Annotated in this window: 17 protein-coding genes; 9 read left to right on the top strand and 8 right to left on the bottom strand. The window is 62.7% G+C overall.

What is annotated here, in order from left to right:
• Positions 1–44: 44 nt before the first annotated feature.
• The 3 genes from ACOSV0_RS32155 to ACOSV0_RS32145 are packed head-to-tail and all read left to right on the top strand — an operon-like array spanning position 45 to position 1,342.
• On the top strand, positions 45–506 hold the full coding sequence (locus tag ACOSV0_RS32155) for a VOC family protein (protein WP_434111499.1): 462 nt from the start codon (positions 45–47) through the stop codon (positions 504–506).
• Between the two features lie 3 nt (positions 507–509).
• Positions 510–848: an ArsR/SmtB family transcription factor gene (locus ACOSV0_RS32150; RefSeq protein ID WP_434111498.1), complete on the top strand. Its 339-nt coding sequence runs from the start codon at positions 510–512 to the stop codon at positions 846–848.
• The gene (locus tag ACOSV0_RS32145; protein WP_434111496.1) at positions 845–1,342 is read left to right on the top strand and encodes an SRPBCC family protein; all 498 of its coding nucleotides are present in this window, start codon (positions 845–847) and stop codon (positions 1,340–1,342) included. The genes ACOSV0_RS32150 and ACOSV0_RS32145 overlap by 4 nt, the downstream gene beginning before the upstream one ends.
• Before the next feature lie 194 nt (positions 1,343–1,536).
• Here the strand turns inward: ACOSV0_RS32145 and ACOSV0_RS32140 are convergent, their stop codons facing one another.
• Positions 1,537–2,184, bottom strand: coding sequence for a VTT domain-containing protein (locus ACOSV0_RS32140; protein WP_434111494.1), 648 nt, complete (start codon positions 2,182–2,184; stop codon positions 1,537–1,539).
• A gap of 153 nt (positions 2,185–2,337) precedes the next feature.
• Between ACOSV0_RS32140 and ACOSV0_RS32135 the strand changes: the two genes are divergently transcribed.
• Positions 2,338–2,865: a GNAT family N-acetyltransferase gene (locus tag ACOSV0_RS32135; RefSeq protein ID WP_434111492.1), complete on the top strand. Its 528-nt coding sequence runs from the start codon at positions 2,338–2,340 to the stop codon at positions 2,863–2,865.
• A 191-nt stretch (positions 2,866–3,056) separates the two neighbouring features.
• Here the strand turns inward: ACOSV0_RS32135 and ACOSV0_RS32130 are convergent, their stop codons facing one another.
• From ACOSV0_RS32130 to ACOSV0_RS32120, 3 genes are all read right to left on the bottom strand, one after another.
• Positions 3,057–4,118: an alkene reductase gene (locus ACOSV0_RS32130; protein ID WP_434111490.1), complete on the bottom strand. Its 1,062-nt coding sequence runs from the start codon at positions 4,116–4,118 to the stop codon at positions 3,057–3,059.
• Positions 4,119–4,203: 85 nt separating this feature from the next.
• Positions 4,204–4,506 (bottom strand): ArsR/SmtB family transcription factor, encoded by a 303-nt coding sequence (locus ACOSV0_RS32125; protein WP_325044586.1) that lies wholly within the window; start codon positions 4,504–4,506, stop codon positions 4,204–4,206.
• A 233-nt stretch (positions 4,507–4,739) separates the two neighbouring features.
• Positions 4,740–5,501: a CerR family C-terminal domain-containing protein gene (locus ACOSV0_RS32120; protein WP_434111489.1), complete on the bottom strand. Its 762-nt coding sequence runs from the start codon at positions 5,499–5,501 to the stop codon at positions 4,740–4,742.
• Between the two features lie 177 nt (positions 5,502–5,678).
• On the opposite strand from ACOSV0_RS32120, the gene ACOSV0_RS32115 reads away from it, so the two are divergent.
• From ACOSV0_RS32115 to ACOSV0_RS32105, 3 genes are read left to right on the top strand one after another with little or no spacing between them, the layout of a single operon-like run.
• The gene (locus ACOSV0_RS32115) at positions 5,679–6,821 is read left to right on the top strand and encodes an HlyD family secretion protein (RefSeq protein WP_434111487.1); all 1,143 of its coding nucleotides are present in this window, start codon (positions 5,679–5,681) and stop codon (positions 6,819–6,821) included.
• Positions 6,814–8,409 (top strand): MDR family MFS transporter, encoded by a 1,596-nt coding sequence (locus ACOSV0_RS32110; protein WP_434111486.1) that lies wholly within the window; start codon positions 6,814–6,816, stop codon positions 8,407–8,409. The genes ACOSV0_RS32115 and ACOSV0_RS32110 overlap by 8 nt, the downstream gene beginning before the upstream one ends.
• Before the next feature lie 17 nt (positions 8,410–8,426).
• On the top strand, positions 8,427–9,893 hold the full coding sequence (locus tag ACOSV0_RS32105; RefSeq protein WP_434115938.1) for an efflux transporter outer membrane subunit: 1,467 nt from the start codon (positions 8,427–8,429) through the stop codon (positions 9,891–9,893).
• A gap of 153 nt (positions 9,894–10,046) precedes the next feature.
• Here ACOSV0_RS32105 and ACOSV0_RS32100 read toward each other — a convergent pair whose 3' ends face one another.
• Positions 10,047–12,053: a VTT domain-containing protein gene (locus ACOSV0_RS32100; RefSeq protein WP_434111484.1), complete on the bottom strand. Its 2,007-nt coding sequence runs from the start codon at positions 12,051–12,053 to the stop codon at positions 10,047–10,049.
• Positions 12,054–12,181: 128 nt separating this feature from the next.
• A complete protein-coding gene (locus tag ACOSV0_RS32095; RefSeq protein ID WP_434111482.1) occupies positions 12,182–12,892 on the bottom strand; it encodes a glycine zipper 2TM domain-containing protein in 711 nt (236 codons plus the stop codon).
• A 286-nt stretch (positions 12,893–13,178) separates the two neighbouring features.
• Between ACOSV0_RS32095 and ACOSV0_RS32090 the strand changes: the two genes are divergently transcribed.
• Complete coding sequence (locus tag ACOSV0_RS32090) at positions 13,179–13,523, top strand: hypothetical protein (RefSeq protein ID WP_434111481.1); 345 nt, start codon at positions 13,179–13,181, stop codon at positions 13,521–13,523.
• 15 nt (positions 13,524–13,538) lie between these two features.
• On the opposite strand, the gene ACOSV0_RS32085 is transcribed toward ACOSV0_RS32090, so the two are convergent.
• Positions 13,539–14,180 (bottom strand): GntR family transcriptional regulator, encoded by a 642-nt coding sequence (locus ACOSV0_RS32085; RefSeq protein ID WP_434111479.1) that lies wholly within the window; start codon positions 14,178–14,180, stop codon positions 13,539–13,541.
• Between the two features lie 109 nt (positions 14,181–14,289).
• Here ACOSV0_RS32085 and ACOSV0_RS32080 point away from each other — a divergent pair, with 109 nt between their 5' ends.
• Positions 14,290–14,766 carry an OsmC family protein gene (locus tag ACOSV0_RS32080; RefSeq protein ID WP_434111477.1) on the top strand — a complete coding sequence of 159 codons (477 nt, stop codon included), beginning with the start codon at positions 14,290–14,292 and terminating at the stop codon, positions 14,764–14,766.
• A gap of 148 nt (positions 14,767–14,914) precedes the next feature.
• On the opposite strand, the gene ACOSV0_RS32075 is transcribed toward ACOSV0_RS32080, so the two are convergent.
• Positions 14,915–16,591, bottom strand: a complete 1,677-nt coding sequence (locus ACOSV0_RS32075; RefSeq protein WP_434111475.1) for an NRAMP family divalent metal transporter — start codon at positions 16,589–16,591, stop codon at positions 14,915–14,917.
• Positions 16,592–17,559: the final 968 nt, after the last annotated feature.

Here is a 17,559-nt window from a genome sequence, read left to right as displayed (position 1 = left end):
ATGATGTTAAATATCAACCGGAAGGTTTATAAAAGGAGGCAATCGTGAACGAACCGTTTCATCGTCCTTCGCTGGGCGCCGCGGTGTTCTACAAGGACCCGTTTGCCGCGCTCGATTGGCTCGAAAAAGCGTTCGGTTTCGAGCGTCAGCTGGTAGTCACGGAGAGCGACGGCCAGTTGGGCCACTCGGAAATGCGCTTCGGCGACAGCTACGTGATGATCGGCCGCGAATGGTCGGAAGACATGGCGAGCCCGCTTTCGGTCGGCGGCAAGAATACGCAATCGGTGCACGTGCAATTGCGCGAGGGTATCGACGAACATTGTGCCCGCGCGCGCGCCGCGGGCGCCGTGATCACGCGCGAACCGGCGGACCAGTTTTACGGCGACCGCGTCTATGCGGCGCGCGATCCGGAAGGGCACGTCTGGAGCTTCGGTCAGACGGTTCGCGCGGTGTCGCGCGAGGAAGCCGAGCGCGTGAGCGGCCTGAAAATCGAAGGGTGGGTCTAGCCGATGGGACGGCCAGCCAGCGTCTCGCTCGACCGCACGTTGGCCGCGCTAGCCGATCCGAACCGGCGTCAGGTGGTCGATCTGCTCAGTCAGCAACCCATGCGCGCCGGTGAGCTTGCGCAAGCCACCGGCCTGTCGCCGCAGGCCATGAGCCGGCATTTGCGCGTGCTGCGTTCGAGCGAGCTGATCGAGGAATCGCATGACGGCGTCGACGCGCGCGTGCGTCTCTACGTGCTGCGCTCGGCGCCCATGAGCGAACTGAAGGCGTGGCTCGAACAGACCGAAGCTTTATGGTCCGAACAATTGCTGTCGTTCAAGGCGCATCTGGAGCAGGAGGAATGAGTTCGCGCGTGCTGGTGTCGCTGCGCGTCGCGGCAACGCCGCAGCGCGCGTTCGATGTGTTCACGCGCGAGATCGGCAGATGGTGGCGGCCGAACGGTCTGTTTCAATTCACGCCGCAAGGCGCGGGTGTACTGTCTTTCGAAGCCTCGCCGGAGCCGGGCGAACCCGGACGTCTCGTCGAAACGCAAGCGGATGGCAGTGTGTTCGAGATCGGCAGAATCACGGCCTGGGAGCCGGGCGCGCGCCTCGCATTCGGCTGGCATCAGGCCAGTTTCACCGATGCGCAGCACACGCATGTCGAGGTGCGTTTCGAAGCGGTGGGCGACGAAACGCGCGTGACGGTCGAGCATCGCGGTTGGGATACGGTGCCGCAGGACCATGTGGCGCGCCATCATTTCCCCGAGCGCGTGTTTCTGTTGCGGCACGGCGAATGGTGGCAGGCTTTGCTGGCGTCTCTACGTTCAGAGGTGCAAACCGCTGCGCCGCCGGACTGAAAACCGGCGCGTCGCGCCTGGCGTGCGGCGCGCAGCGCTCGCGGCGGCGACACCGGCCATCAAGGTGGCACTGGCGCGGTGGGTGAGCGCACAACTACCGCTTCGATGAGCGGCCAACCGCTGGTTCAGTGAGTGCGTAGCAGCTGACCCAATGGGTGGCTAACCTTTGGTTCAACGAGCGCGCAACCTTTGATTCAACGGGCGCGCAACCGTCGGTTGACGAAGCGCCACACGGCGCTTACCAGCAGCGATCCCACACCGAGCGAAACCCCCAGCAGCACGATCGAACTCATATGATCGCGCACCAGCGGCACGTTGCCGAACAGATAGCCTGCCGCCACCAGCGACCCGATCCACAGCGCTGCGCCGGCCGTGACGAACGACACGAAACGTGCAAACGTCATGCGTGAAACGCCGGCGACGAACGGTGCGAATGTACGCACGACGGCAATGAATGGCGACAGCAGAAAGGTGAGGCCGCCGCGTGCTTCGTAAAACGCGTGCGCCTTACGCAATGCATTCTTGTCGAGCCAGCGGTAGTCGGCGGTATAGACTTTTTCGCCGATCGCGCGGCCGATCGCATAGTCGACGATGCTGCCGGCCACGGTGGCGGCGAACAGCACGGGGATCACGAGCCAGACGTTCAGCGCGCCGGTGGCGGCAAGACCGCCACAGATGAAAATCAGCGGATCGCCCGGCAAAAAGAATAGCGGCAGGAAGCCGATCTCGACGAACACGACGAGGAACAGCATGGCGTAGACAGCCGTACCGTATTGCACGATCAAACCGCTCAGGTGCTGATCGAAGTGCAGGGCGACCTGCAGCACATGCATGAGATCCATCTTGGTTCGAAAGGGATTTGAGTGTTCAGGAGTTTAGTCCCGCTGTGACGCGAGCACTTGTTTATTTCGCGGTGGTGATGTCAATATCGAGGCCTGTCTGTCCGAACCACGCTTCAGCGCCCCACCTCAAAAGTCCCGACGAACGAAATGCTTATGCAACACGCTTCCAACCTGACGTTCCGCCTTGCCGAGCCTCACGAAGCAGACGCTATCCGCACGATCGAATTCGAGGCCGGCCAGCGCTTTGTCAGCGTCGGCATGACGGGTATCGCAGATGCACCGCCAATGGAGCTGGAACTCGTCTGCCGCAAGATCGATGCGCGGCAGATCATCGTCGCCGTGGCGGCCGATGCAACCTGTGTGGGGTTCGTGATGTTCGAGCCGCAGCCCGCGCGCTTCTACGTTCAGGAGGTCGACGTGCTGAGCTCGCATGCCGGGCAACGCATCGGTGCGGCGCTGATCGAGCAGGTCGCACAACTCGCGCTTGCGCAACAGGTTACGCAACTCACGCTGTCGACGTTTCGCGAGGTGCCGTGGAACGCGCCGTATTATCGGCGGCTCGGCTTTCGCGATATCGAGGAGACCGATCTCGACGCGGCGCTGATCGCGCGGCGTGCCGCGCATATCGCGCGAGGACTCGATGAATCGAAGCGTGTGTTCATGCGGCGCGATCTGGTATGACGGTGGGTTTGAGTTTGCTTGTGACGCGCGTTATGTGCGCCGCGCGCGACGTCCGTCCAGCGCATAAAAAAGCGCGGCGGGTGCGACCGGATAACGTTCCGGCCACACCCGCCGCGTGGTCCTGCAGCGTACGTACTACGGGTCACTCGCCGCTTTAACGCGGCGGCCCATGCTCCGCTGACTTCAGATCCTTATTCGACGGTTTCCAGCGTCGGATAGTCCACGTAGCCGGTTTCGCCGCGTGCATAGTACGTTGCCGGATTCGGCTTGTTCAGCGGTGCATTCGTCGCGAAGCGGCGCACCAGATCCGGGTTCGCGATGAACAGTTGACCCCATGCCACCGCGTCGGCTTCACCCGCGTCGAGCACTTGCTGTGCGGTTTCCTTCGTGAACTTTTCGTTCGCGATGTACGGGCCGCCGAATTCTTTCTTCAGTTGCGGGCCGAGGCGGTCGTCGCCGAGCGCTTCGCGTGCGGCGATAAACGCAATCTTGCGCTTACCGAGTTCGCGTGCCACGTAACCGAAGGTGGCCGCCGGATCCGAATCGCCCATGGCGTGCGCGTCGCGGCGCGGCGCGAGGTGAACGCCGACACGGTTCGCACCCCAGACGTCGATACAGGCGTCCGTGATTTCGAGCAGCAGACGGGCGCGGTTTTCGATCGGGCCGCCGTAGGCGTCGGTACGCTTGTTGGTGCTGTCCTGCAGGAACTGGTCGAGCAGATAGCCGTTCGCGCCGTGTACTTCCACGCCGTCAAAACCTGCCGCTTTCGCGTTTTCGGCGCCCTTGCGGAACGCGTCGACCACACCGGCGATTTCGTCGAGTTCGAGTGCGCGCGGCGTCACGTACGGACGCTCCGGACGCACCAGGCTCACGTGACCCTGGGCTGCGATGGCGCTCGGCGCGACCGGCAGTTCGCCGTTGAGGAACAGCGGGTCCGAAATACGGCCGACGTGCCACAGTTGCAGAAAGATCTTGCCGCCGGCTGCGTGCACGGCGTTCGTGACGATCTTCCAGCCTTCGACCTGTTCCTGCGACCAGATGCCCGGGGTTTCGGCGTAGCCGACACCTTGCGGCGTGACGGAAGTGGCTTCGCTGATGATCAGCCCTGCCGTGGCGCGTTCGGCGTAGTACTTCGCCATCAGCGCGTTCGGCACGCGGATTTCTTCGGCGCGTTGACGCGTGAGCGGCGCCATGATGATGCGGTTCGACAACGTAATGTCGCCAATCTGGAGCGGATCAAAAAGAGTCGGCATATGAGTTCACCTTGAGTGGCGGGCATGTGGCCCGAGCCTTAAAAAACTGCATGATGAAAGAAGCGCGGCGATGCGGATGACGCCTTCAGAGCCCGGTGTTCATGTGCTCGATAAACGCCTGAATGACGGCCTCGTTGCGTTTGAAAAACACCCATTGACCGACCCGCTTCGACGTGACGAGACCGGCCCGCTGCAAGGCGGCGAGGTGCGCCGATACAGTGGACTGCGACAGGCCGCAGCGCGCGTCGATCTTGCCGGCGCACACGCCGTAGTCGAGCGGCAGGTCCTGGTCGGAGAAATGCGCGTATGGCTCGCGCAGCCAGCCGAGAATCTCCCGCCGTACAGGGTTGGCAAGCGCTTTGTGAATCGCGTCGATATCGAGCGTCATGTGAATCGGTTTTCTGGTCATCGACAACAGGCAGGCGTGGCGCCGGTTAGCGGCCACGCATCTGCATCGCTACAAGACGAATCATATATCGGAATTTGACGATATGCTTGAAGCCATTACTGGCTATGGGGTTGATAGGTGTCGTTGATCGACGAGGCGGCCGCTCATGCATCGCTCGCGATGAGACAGGGCCGAGCTCGCGTCTCCGTGGTCGCTTCGTCGCACCGACCCAATCACGACTGCTTGCGTGCGCTTCCTTTGCCGGTGGTTTGCACTTCAGGCGCGCGCTCCTCGTCACGTTCGCGGCTCCACTGTTCAAGCAGCATGCGCGTCTGTCCGCGGATGGTCGACTTGATCTGCTCAGCCTTCTCGACATCGATGTTTTTCCAGCCGAGCAGCGTCAACGTCGAGCGATGCGCGACGTGAAAAATCACCAGTTGCCCATGCAGACTGAAGGTGCGGATCAGCGTGACGGGATCGTCGGCGGCGCGTCCGGAAATTCGCGCCACCAGCGCCGCGCTCGTATTGTTTAGCGGTTCACGGATACGGCAGCTCAGAATCTGCGTTGCACTTTCGGGTTCATATCCGGCCTGCTCGCGCGCGAAGAAAAGCCGCCGGCCCGGATTGTTCGCTTTCGCGAAAGCGCTGTCCGCAATCGCTTCCTGAATGCGGATGAAGGCATCGATCAACCCTGCCGTGTCGACATTTTCGCGCAGCGCTTCCTGGGCCTGCTCGATGGGCGGCCCGAATGTTTTCCATGCATTGTCGGCGAGCATTTCGACGCATGCGCGATACACCCCTTCCTTATTCTCGAAGTAGTACTGCAGCGCGGGCGCGTTGACGCCGGCGTGAGCCGCGATGTCGCGCGTCGACGCACCGTCAAAACCGTGCTCGCCGAACAGTTCGACCGCCGACTCGATGATCCGGTGACGCGTCTCGTCGCCGCGCGCATAGCCGCCCTCCGGCGGACGGCGCAGCCTCTTTGCGGTGTTCATGCCTTTCTCTCCGCATTGCTCTTCGTATTGCCTGCTCTTCATTACGCCCCGAAGGAAATCCTCCTGGGAGGGCGTTCCGAAGGGCGCTCTCATGGGGACATCTTCCGAAATATATCACTTGACACAAGTCTATCGAGTGGAATAATTGTGCCAACCGGAAATAATTGGATCCATACGATGTCAGCGACCGCAGGCTCTCCCTCCCGCCCGATACCCGCCGATGACGCACCCGCATCAGGCGCGAGGCGTCCCACCCGGCGAACGGTGCTGATCGCACTCGGCATCGTCGCGCTGATTGTCGGCGCGGTCTGGTTCGCCCGCTGGTGGACGGTGGGGCGCTTCATCGAAAGTACCGACGACGCCTATCTGCAGGCTGACAGCGTCACGGTCGCGCCCAAGATCGCCGGCTACGTCACGGAAGTTTACGTCGCGGACAACCAGGTCGTGAAACCGGGCGATCCGCTTGTCCATCTCGACGCGCGCCAGTATCAGGTCGCGCTCAACCAGGCGCTGGCCACGATCGACGCGCGCAAGGCCGACATCGAACGCGCGCAGGCCGATATTAAACAGCAGCAGTCCAACATTGCGCAGGCCCAGGCACAGCAGCAGGTGGCGCGCGTGAGCGCGCAGCATGCGAGCGACGAAGTGCGGCGCTACGCGCCGCTCGTCGCCACCGGTGCGGAAAGCAGTGAGCGGCTGGCGGAATTGACCAGCAGCCGCGATCAGGCCAATGCCACGCTCGCCGCGAACTCGGCGGCGGTCGAGGCAGCGCGTTCGCAGATCGGCTCGGCCACGGCGCAGCTCGGGCAGGCACGCGCACAACTCGAAGCGGCCGAGGCAAGCGCGCAGCAATCGCAACTCGATCTCGACAACACCGTGGTGCGCAGCGTCCTCGGCGGCAAGGTCGGCGATCGCACCGTGCGTGTGGGTCAGTACGTGCAACCCGGCACGCGGATGCTGACGGTCGTGCCGGTTCAAAGCACCTATTTGCTGGCGAATTTCAAGGAAACGCAGGTGGGCGGGATGCGCGTCGGTCAGCCGGTGGAAATGCACGTCGACGCGTTGCCCGGTCATACGCTGCACGGTGTGGTCGACAGTTTCTCGCCAGGCACGGGCTCGCAATTCGCGCTGCTGCCGCCGGAAAACGCCACCGGCAACTTCACGAAGATCGTGCAGCGGGTGCCCGTGCGGATTCGTATCGACACGGGGGCGGAGACGCGTAGCGTGCTGTTGCCGGGGCTGTCGGTAACCGTGGATGTCGACACCCGTTCCGCTCGCGATCGCGACGCGCGCATCGATAACGAGAATCATCGTGGCTGATGCGAACGCCGCGGCGCCGGCCGCACCGCATGCCGAAGAGCGTGCCAGCGTCGGCGACTGGATCGCCGTCGCCGCGGGCGCGCTCGGCGCCTTGATGGCGACGCTCGACATCTCGATCACGAACTCCGCGCTGCCGCAGATCCAGGGCGAAATCGGCGCCACCGGCACGGAAGGCACCTGGATTTCGACCGGTTACCTGATGTCGGAAATCGTGATGATTCCGTTGGCGGCATGGCTCACGCGCGTGTTCGGCCTGCGCAATTTTCTGCTGATAAACTCCGCGTTTTTCATTGCCTTCTCGATGATGTGCGGCTGGTCGCACACGTTACCGATGATGATCGTCGGCCGCATCGGGCAGGGCTTCGCTGGCGGCGCGCTGATCCCGACGGCGCAGACCATCATCCGCACGCGTCTGCCGCTGTCGCAACTGCCGGTCGGTATGACCATGTTCGGCCTGATTGTGTTGCTCGGGCCGCTGCTTGGACCGGTGGTCGGCGGCTGGCTCGCGGAGAACATCAGCTGGAGCTGGTGCTTCTTCATGAATCTGCCGATCTGCCTTGCGCTGATGACCCTGTTGATCGTCGGCCTGCCGTCGGACCGGCCGCACTGGGAGGCGTTTTTCAAGGCGGACTGGCTTGGCATCGTCGGTCTCGCGATCGGCCTCAGTTCGCTTACGGTGGTGCTCGAAGAAGGGCAGCGCGAGCGCTGGTTCGAATCGTCGATGATCGTGACGCTCACCTGCGTGTCGCTCTTCGGCATGCTGCTGATCGCCGCGTCGCAATTGACCGCGAAGAAACCGATCGTGCGTTTGAGCCTGATGCGCAACCCAAACTACGCAAGCGTGATCGTGATCGTGTCCGCAGTCGGCGCGGCGTTGTATGGCGTGTCGTATCTGCTGCCGCAGTTTCTCGGGGTGGTCGCGGGCTATAACGCGGAACAGTCCGGCGCGATCATGCTGCTTTCCGGGCTGCCCGCGTTCCTGATCATGCCGGTGCTGCCACGTCTGCTTGGCAAATTCGATTTCCGCGTGCTGGTGATCACCGGGCTGCTGTTGTACGCGATCAGTTGCATGCTCGACATTAACCTGACGGCGCAGAGCGTCGGGCACGATTTCGTGTGGTCGCAACTGATTCGTGGCACGGCCCAGATGCTCGCGATGATGCCGCTCAATCAGGCGTCGATGGCGGCGGTGTCGCGCGAAGATTCCGGCGACGCCGCCGGTCTCTACAACATGGCGCGCAACCTCGGCGGATCGATCGGCCTTGCGATCATCGGTACGGTGATCGACCGGCGCACGACGTTTCATACCGCGATGATCCGCGAATCGGTCAGCGCAAATTCGCTGATCGGCCAGGAGAGTCTGGCGGCGAACGCGGGGAACTGGTTCGCCCATACGGGGGACATGGCGTACTCGCAGATGCGCGCGCTCGGGCAACTCGGCGCGCAGATCGCGCAGCAGGCCATCGTGATGACCTATTCGGAAACCTTCTATCTGCTCGGCATCGCGCTGCTCGCCTGCATTCCGCTTGCGCTGCTGCTGAAAACGCCGAGCAGGAATGCGCCGCCGCCTTCGTCCGCGGGACACTAATGTCTTCTCCTCTCACCATGATGTCCAACCGTCCCTCGTGTTTTGCTCTAGCCGCCGCGCTTCTGTTCGCCTTGTCGGGTTGCACGGTTGGTCCGGATTATCACGGTGCGCCGCCGCTTGCGCAGGACGCCCACGGCAGCGCGACCTTCGTGCGTGCGCCGGCTGCCGGCACGGCTGCGACGCCTGCGCCGAGCCAGTGGTGGCTCGCATTCAACGATCCGCAGTTGAACGACCTTATTGCCGCCGCCTTTGCGCACAGTCCCGACGTGCATATCGCCCAGGCGCGGCTGCGGGAATCGCGTTCGCAATTGCAGCAGCAACGCGCGAACGCGTTGCCGAAGGTATCGGCGGATGCAGCCGCGCTGCGCATGCGCGAACCTGATCTGAGTTCGCTCAGTTCCGGAAGCTCGTCATCCGGCAGCAGTACATCGTCGGGTCGTGGCCCGCTGCAGCTCTATACCGCGGGCTTCGACGCCACGTGGGAAATCGATCTGTTCGGCGGCACGCGGCGCGCGATCGAAGCGGCCTCGGCGGATGCGGAAGCCGTCGACGCCGATCTTGCGGACACCCAGGTATCGCTCGCGGCCGAGGTTGCGCAAACCTACATCGAACTGCGCGACCAGCAGACGCGGCTTGCACTCGCGCAGCGTCAGGCGGATACCGAACAGAAAATGCTGACGCTCACGCAGCAGCGCCGGGAGCGGGGCACGGCAGCGGATATCGATGTCGAACGTCTGAACACGCAGGTCGAGAACACGCGCGCGACGCTGATTCCGCTCGACGCGCAACTGACCGATTCGCTCGACCGCCTCGCCGTGCTGACCGGCCGTGAGCCCGGCGCGCTGGACGAACAGCTCGCCGCTACGCGGCCGTTGCCGGCAATGCCTGAGACCGTGGCGATCGGCGATCCGTCGACGATGTTGCAGCAGCGCCCCGATATTCGCGCAGCGGAGCGGCGGCTCGCGTCGAGCAATGCGCAGATCGGCGAACACATTGCGGACTTTTTCCCGAAGGTGACGCTGCTCGGCGATATCGGCTTCAGCGCGAGCGATCCGGGTCACCTGGTGCGCAAGAACAATTTCAGCTGGATCGGCGCGCCGTATCTGCAATGGAATGTGTTCGATTTCGGTCGCACGCTGGGCAGCGTTCACGCCGCCGAGGCCTCGCGTGACGAAGCCGAGGCCCGTTATACGAAGGCCGTGCTCGGCGCGCTGCAGGACGCGAACTCATCGCTGTCGCGCTATGGGCATCAGCGCGAACATGTCGTCACGTTGCAAAAGGTGGAAGCGTCGGCCACGCATTCGGCCACGCTGATGCGGCAGCGCTATTCCGCCGGCGTTGCCACGCTGATCGATCTGCTCGATACGCAACGCCAGGAGTTCACCGCACAGCAGGATGTCGTCGCGGGGCAGGCTGAGTTGCTCAAGGACTTTGTGTCGCTACAGAAAAGCCTCGGCACCGGCTGGCAAGCGCAGCAAGGTTAGTGGGCGGACCGCATCGCTGCGGTTATCCACAGAAAATGTTCATATCCTTGTGGACAAGTCCTGGCCAAACCCGCCAAGTGATTGAGCGCAGAGCGATTTCCCGATTGATACGGCGAACACGCACCGCCAGGCAGACCGCTGGCAACGCGCTGCTCATTCCGCCGGAGCGGCCAGCAGCGACACCGGCACGCCATGGCAACTCACCCTTGCCACGAGCGCGGCGCCGAGGCCGGCGCTCATTTTTGTGTGGGCATCGAACGACGACACTTCTTTGTCGACGCGCAGAATATTGATCGGCCACGATGGCCGGGAGAGCCGTTCGTGCGCGAAGGCCCCGACCCACAGCGGCGTGGCCGACGCGCCGTTCTCCACGGCATAGCCGCTCGGCCAGAAGCGCAGGACATCGCGTTCGTCGCGGGTGTCGCCAGGACGCATGAAGACCAGCGACGAAGGCACGCCATTGTTCAGCTTCGGCAACACCGGCAGCGCCACCGCCGCGACGTTCGGCGACGCAAGCGAGAGCAGGCTGTGGGCGGACAGGTCCGTGCCCTCGACCCATCCCTGTGCGCGCAGTTGCCCTTTGATCGAGTCGAGGTTCGACACCCACTGCAACGTCAGCGGCTCCTTGTGATCGCCGCCCATATCCGAGCGATAGCATGGCAGCCGCTTCCATAGCGACGCCGTCCACTCTGCCTGCGTGACTAACACGGGTGCCGGGCGCAAGGTGCTGTCCGGTGGCGGCGCCGGTGGATTGACGCCCAGTTGCACACCCACACTGACGAGCATCACCGCCAGAATCACGACCGGCATGAGACGGCGCGTGGGCGGCACTTCCGGATGCCGCAACATCGCCGTCAACGAAACGATTGCCACCCAGATGTACGCGAGCGCGGCGCCGCCGATCGCGTCGGAGACCCAGTACCTGCCGAAGTAGAGTCCCGCCAATGCGACCACGATCACGACAACCGTACTCGCTGTCGCCACCAGCAAACCTTCCAGCATGCCGACCCGGCGCGCGAGCAGGAACGCCAGGAAACCGTAGACGATCACCGTCGCGGCGACGTGATTGCTCGGAAACACATAGGCGCCGGACAGGAATTCGTTGGGCGCCGCGCGATGCATGGCGAACTGCAGCGCGAAGATCAGCAATTGCGAAAATACGACCGCGGCGAGCCAGTAACCGATGGTGCGCCAACGCCGTTCCAGCAGCATCCATACCACCACTGTTGCGACCAGTGCCGTCAGCGTGAAGACGCTGCCGAGTGTCGCGAGTCCTGCAAGGACCGTGTCGCTCCAGGGCGTGCGCACCGATTGCAGAAAGTGATAGACGGATAGATCGACGCTGACCAGCGGATCGCCGCTGATGACGTCTTCGAGAACGCCGAAGAAGAGCGCGCCCGCCGCCAGCACGATCAGCGACGTCACCACGATGCTGCTGGCATCCGGCTGTTCGGGGTCCAGCAGCCGTCGCGCGAGACGGCCGAACGGCCCCGGGTGGCGGCAAGCCCAGCCTCCCAGATAGCGGCCCGCCGCGCTTGACCATGCGCTGGCGTGCGAGAGCAGGAAACGCATCGCGCGAAAGCTTAGCCAGACGATCGCCACCAGCAACGCGATGATAACGACGAGGCGGAACGACACGGCGCCCGCCAACAGCACCGAGGCGCCGAATACCACGCCCGGCAGGATATGCGCGGGTGCCCATAGCAAGGCCGACAGCACGTTCATCGCGTAAAAGCGCAATGGCGTCATGTCCAGCATGCCCGCCACCACCGGCACGATCGCCCGCACCGGTCCGATGAAGCGGGCGAACACGACGCTCTTGGCGCCGTGTTTCTGGAAGAAGCGATGACCGGCGTCGAGGATCTGCGGGTGTGTGCGGAACGGCCAGAGCTGGACGATCCTGGCCTTGTAGCGACGGCCGATCCAGAAGCTGATGCCGTCTCCGGCGACGGCGCCGGCGATTGCCCACAGGAATACCCAGCCGAGGCTCAGCGAGCCGGTGCCGGCCAGCGCGCCGGCGAGGAACATTGCAGTGCTGCCTGGGATGAAGGTGCCGATGACGGCGATGGCCTCCAGGAAGGCCGCAAGAAAGATGACCGTGAGCGTCCACGCCGAATGGCCGGCAAGCAGATGCAAAAGGTGAATGTAGGCATGCTCCATCGTGCGCGCTCAGGCGTTCTGGCGTAACGGCTGATCATAACGCGCACGGCATTGCCTGACATTTTCGCAAGCATTTTCGCAAGCGTTTTGGCAAGCCGGCATCGGGTGAGATGCCGGCTTGCAAGATCTCACGAAGCCGTCAGCGAATCGCCGGATACGTGGACCCGCTCGCCGATCTGGACATCCGGCTGCGTCGGGTAGCTGAAGTTGCGGTAGCTGCCGTCCTGCATGCGCACCTGAACCTGATAGGTGGTCTGCTTGCGCACCGCGTGCTCGATTCCATTGCCGGCCAGCCCGCCGCCGACAACGCCCGCGATCGTGGTGAAAATCTTGCCGCGTCCGCCGCCGATCTGATTGCCGACGAGGCCACCCGCGACCGCGCCGCCCAGCGCGCCGAGTCCGGTGGTCGGCTCCGGCGCCTGGACCGTGTTGATGGCGACGACTTCGCCCGCATAAGGATCGGCAACCGGCCTTGCCGGCGCGGATTCATACGGTGCCTGGTATCCCTGATTGTTTGCGTACCTCGGCGCGGCTGCGGCGGGCGTGCTGTGCGGGTGATACACGTGCGGCCGTGGCGGGGCGGCTTGCTGAATGGGTTGCTGAGCGGTTTGCTGAACCGGGCTCGCTTGAGGCACGGCGGCCGGCGCGCTCGCAACTTGCGCCGCGACCGTCGTGGCAGGAAGTGCGGGCTCCGTAACCGCATGCGAAGTAGGCAGAAGACCTGTCATTGCCGCGATGCCGGTGGCGCTCGCCAGAATGACGGCCACTGCCGCACCGGCGACCAGGGGGTGGATGCGGCTGCGCTGCGGATTGCTGGAAGTGAGGTTCGTGTTGTTCATTGCGGACTCCGCGGGTAGATGCTTGCAATAACGCCGCAGCAGCGCGGGTGGTGTACGTCGGACGTACACGGCTTTGTAAGTATTTGTACAACTTGCCGATCGGGATTGGCGCTCAGATTTCGTCGGTAAATTCGTCGATCAATCCCTGATTGTCAGCGATGAACAAACGCACCGGGAAATCGGTCTTACTGTTTGACCGGGCTCGTTTATGAGCGTCGTTTGCTCGATATCGCTACGACAGCGCGAGTGCTTCGGTCGGGCAATTCGACGGCATCACGGAGTGGCTATGAAAGTCGTGACCAGGGTGATTTTTACTTCGGCGCTGATGATAGGTCTGACGGGCGTGGCCGATGCCCAGTCGGCAAACCTTCGCGCCAGCGGTACGAACGGTTTGCAGGCAGGCGGGGGCAATAGTGCGGGAGCGGGGTTGGGAACAGGTTTGGGCACGGGGGCGGCCAGCCCGAGCCCAATGCCGGGCGCGGGCACGGTGGGCGGCTCGCCGGCGATTGGCGGAGCCGGCGGCATTGGATCGGGACCGGTGCTTAACAACATGCGAGCGAATGGCACCAGCCTGAATATGAGCCCGGATCCCCGGGCGCCGAACGTGACGGGAAAAGCGTTCGGACAGTAGTCAACAATCAGGTCGTCACTCAGCCCGAACCAGTTGCAGCACGATGCGCTTCGCGGACGCAAGATGCTCCACCGTCATCGATCGCGCGAGGCGCGCATTGCCGGCTTCGCATGCTTCGAGAATCTTGAGGTGTTCGTCCTGGAAGGCCGGCGTGTCGGCGAGCAACGTGCTTTGCAATCGTTCGTAGCGCTCGACCTGGGCGCGCAGCTCGCGGATCGTTTTCAGTTGCCGGCCATTCGCGCATGGGCGGTAGAGCAGTTCATGAAACTCGCGATTCAGTTCGCCCTGTCTTTGCGCTGTATCGGCATCTCCCAGCAGCCGGTGAACGAGTTCGGCGCGCGATAACGTTTCGCTGTCCATGCGTTTGACCGCGTGGAAGATGGCGTCGCCTTCGAGCAGCATGCGCAGGCTGTAAATCTCGTTCAGGTCGGACTCTGTCAGCGTGCGCACGACGGCGCCGCGATTGCGCATGAGTTCGACCAACCCTTCGCCTTCGAGCTTCTGGATGGCCTCTCTCATCGGCACCCGGCTCACGCCGAATCGATCCGCGAGTTCGCGCTCGACCAGCCGTGCGCCGTCTTCCAGCTCGCCGGCCGCGATCAGTTCGCGTAGCGAGGCCGCGATGGCGTCGGCCGTCGAATCCAGTTTGTGGTCCATGTGCATCGCGTCCTTGTCGTTTGGAATAATGGTATACCAAAACCGTGATGCGGATATAGAATTCACGTGTTGTGAATTCAATCCTCGGTCAACAGCAAAGGAGATGGGCATGGCGCACGGCGAGCACAAATACCAGGTATCGGTGCAGTGGACAGGAAACCTCGGCAGTGGCACTTCGGGATATCGCGAGTACGGCCGGGACCACATCGTCGCTGCGGGAAGCAAGCCGGACATTCCTGGCTCGTCGGATGCAGCGTTTCTCGGCGACGCGCGCCGGTGGAATCCGGAAGATCTGCTGGTCGCCTCGGCGTCCGCCTGCCACCAGCTCTGGTATCTGCATCTTTGCTCGGACGCGGGCATTGTTGTTCTGAGCTATCGCGACAATGCCGAAGGCACGATGCTCGATAGTTCGGAGCAAGGAAAATTTTCGCAGATCGTTCTACGTCCGCACGTTGTCGTTCAGGCCGGCGGCGACCTCGAACGGGCCGCGTATTTGCATCACGTGGCGCATGAGAAATGCTATATCGCGAACTCGGTCAATTTTCCGATTCTGTGCGAGCCGGTTATCGAGGCGGATGGGGTGTGATGGATGTGTAGTTGCGACTGGCACCTGCACCTGTGTCCGGCAGAGAGGTCGCAACGTAACTGACAAAGCAGTGCGGCGTGTGTAGGCCGAAGTCGGCCGTTTGCCCGCCGCTCGCCGAAACAACCGGGAGCGGGCGGGCAGTATCGATTCAATGCAGCAAAGTCATCTGCACGACCTTGACGATAACGAGGGCGACAGCCACGATCAGATAACCGCGCAGCACACCCATCCAGATGCGTTTGGACAGGGTCAGTTGCGGCGCCGGCAGCTCTTCCAGCGGCGGCATGCGCCATGTATTGCGGGCTTGTTCCGAAAACTGTTGCGCGGTATCGGAAACCATGGCATTCGCGGAACCCTCGGCATCCGCCGGTACGGGCCGCAGCCTGCGGACCGTCACGGTTGCCGCGTAGCCGACTACAGCCAGCAATGTGCCGCCGGCCAGTACTTCAATGATGGCTTCGCCGGTAATGTCCGGATACATCACCGATGCAGTCAGGATGATGGAAAGCATGACGAGTACCCAGACAACTGCGCCCGTAAAGAAATTGAGCTTCTTTGAGTTCACCCACGGACCGAGAACCGCGCGGTCGTTGCACAACAGCAGCAGAAACACCGTCGCACTCGGAAGCAGCACGCCTGCGAGCGTCTGCACCGCTTCAGTCAGTAGTCCGAGCGGGCTGCCGGGAATCAGTACCAGCGCCGCCGCGGCCGCGACAATACCGAAGTAGACGAGATAGAAGCCCTTCGCGTCCGTTACGCCACGATGCAGCGAGTGACGGATCTTGAAGACGTCGCCGATCGCATACGCGGTAGACAGCGAGACAGCGGCCGCGCCAATGATGCAGGCGTCGAGCAGCGCGACTGCGAAAAGAACCGCGGGTGTGCGTCCGGCATATTTTTCGAGGCCGGCGATCACACCGCCTGCATCCGTGAAGTTGCCGAACTCGGGCTTGCCTGCGTACAGCGCGGCGCAGAACGAGATCATGGCCACCGCACCGATCATCACGAAGACGATGCCGATCCACAGGTCGGCCTTCTCGTACTTCATAAAGCGCGGCGTGATGCGTTTATCCACGATATAGCTTTGCTGGAAAAACAGTTGCCACGGCGCAACCGTGGTGCCGACAATGCCGATCACGAGCAGCATCACGTCGCTCAGTTTCGAGTTGGCGGGCCAGTTTGGAATGAGGAAATCGTGCGTCATCTGCGCCACCGGCGGATGAATCGACACCAGTACCGGCACCAGCAGCAGGCTCAACAGACAGAGCACAACCGCGAAACGCTCGAAGCGCCGGAAGTTGCCTGTGCTGACCGCGGCCATCGTCACGGCCGCGGCAATGCAAACGCCGGTCACTTTCGAAATGCCGAAGAAATCCAGCACGAACGTGATGCCGATGAATTCGGTCACGATAGTGAGCGCGTTCAATATGAACAGGTCGACGACGCTGAATGCTCCCCAGAATTTGCCAAAGCGCTCGAAGATCAGCCGTGCATGACCGACGCCGGTTACGGCACCGAGGCGCAACACCATTTCCTGATTGACGAAGAGAACGGGCACGAGCAGCAGCATGGTCCACAGCAGCGTGGTTCCGTAATTCTGTCCCGCTTGCGTGTAGGTTCCGAAAGCGCCGGCATCGTTGTCGCCGACCATCACGATCAGGCCGGGCCCGAGGATCGCGAGCAGTGTGCGGATCCGGGCCCACCAGTTATTGCGCGGTGCGGTGTCGTGATGCGCGATCGTGCCGAGCGCGCCTTTGATGTCGCCGAGATGGGCTTCGTCGAGAACGGCGCTGCGTGGCGGTGAGACGTCAATTGGAGTGGACATTTCTAACCCCTTGAATGGGTGTGATTTGAATGCAGTAGCGCGCTTTCGTGATCCGCTGCGCGAGTGTCGTCGAATAAGCTCGGGCGACGAAGGCGCATGCGGATCGCGAAGGCGTGCGGGTACTGACCGTACGCCGTTAAGCTGAGTAGGAAGCCGGGTGTGAGAAGAGCGCTTTGACGCGGTGCCAGGATACGGCGAGCCAGTGCGGCTTGATGCTGTGAAGCGCGAGTGCAGCGTCGCTGTGGATAGGCGTTTGCTGCAGGGTCGGTACGAGGACGGCGATGTACATGATATTTCTCCATGCGTATAGCTTTACGCGGGTTGCGGAAAGCCAGCAGACATGGAGCGCGGCGGCACTATGCGCGCGGCGGCGAACGTCTACTCGCTTTCCTTAGGCAAAACAAAAATTGCGTGGCAATTGAGCGGCATAAGGGATAACTGTCACTGTCGGGCATGGCGGCTCCTTATCGATGTGGCCTATCGGCGTTGTTTATCGGCGTTGCCTATTGGCATGAAGTACGCACGTGTTGATCCACGCGTCCGGTCGCGCCGGCGTTCGAACGGATCGAACCGGCGTGAGCGAACGCTGCCGCGAGTGGATGCTCGCGACGCGATGCCATTCGGACGTGTGGACGCACAGACGCAGGACGTGCGTAAGCGCGGCGCGGCCGAATGGCGCTAGTTAAGGTGCACGGAGAGATTTACTGCGGCGCGCACCGTCTGCCTGTTGGCAAGACGGCGGCTGAGAAAGAGCGCGCGGGCGTCGGGCCGGTCAGGCAGTGAAACTGTTCGAAGATCGACTACTGCTGGAGTCCAAGGCAATGGCCCCGTTTGTGATGACGGGCGAATTTTAGGCACTCCCGTAAGCAGAAGTCAACATGCTTCGTTAAGCGAAGCAAATATTCTTCTTTTACGTGTGAGGGAGCGCGCTTTGTCATCGCTAGACGAGGCTGAGCCTTTCAGGAATG

The sequence above is a fragment of the Paraburkholderia caffeinilytica genome (genome assembly GCF_051027425.1).
Taxonomy (GTDB): domain Bacteria; phylum Pseudomonadota; class Gammaproteobacteria; order Burkholderiales; family Burkholderiaceae; genus Paraburkholderia; species Paraburkholderia caffeinilytica_A.
This window is presented reverse-complemented; position numbering and strand designations above follow the sequence as displayed.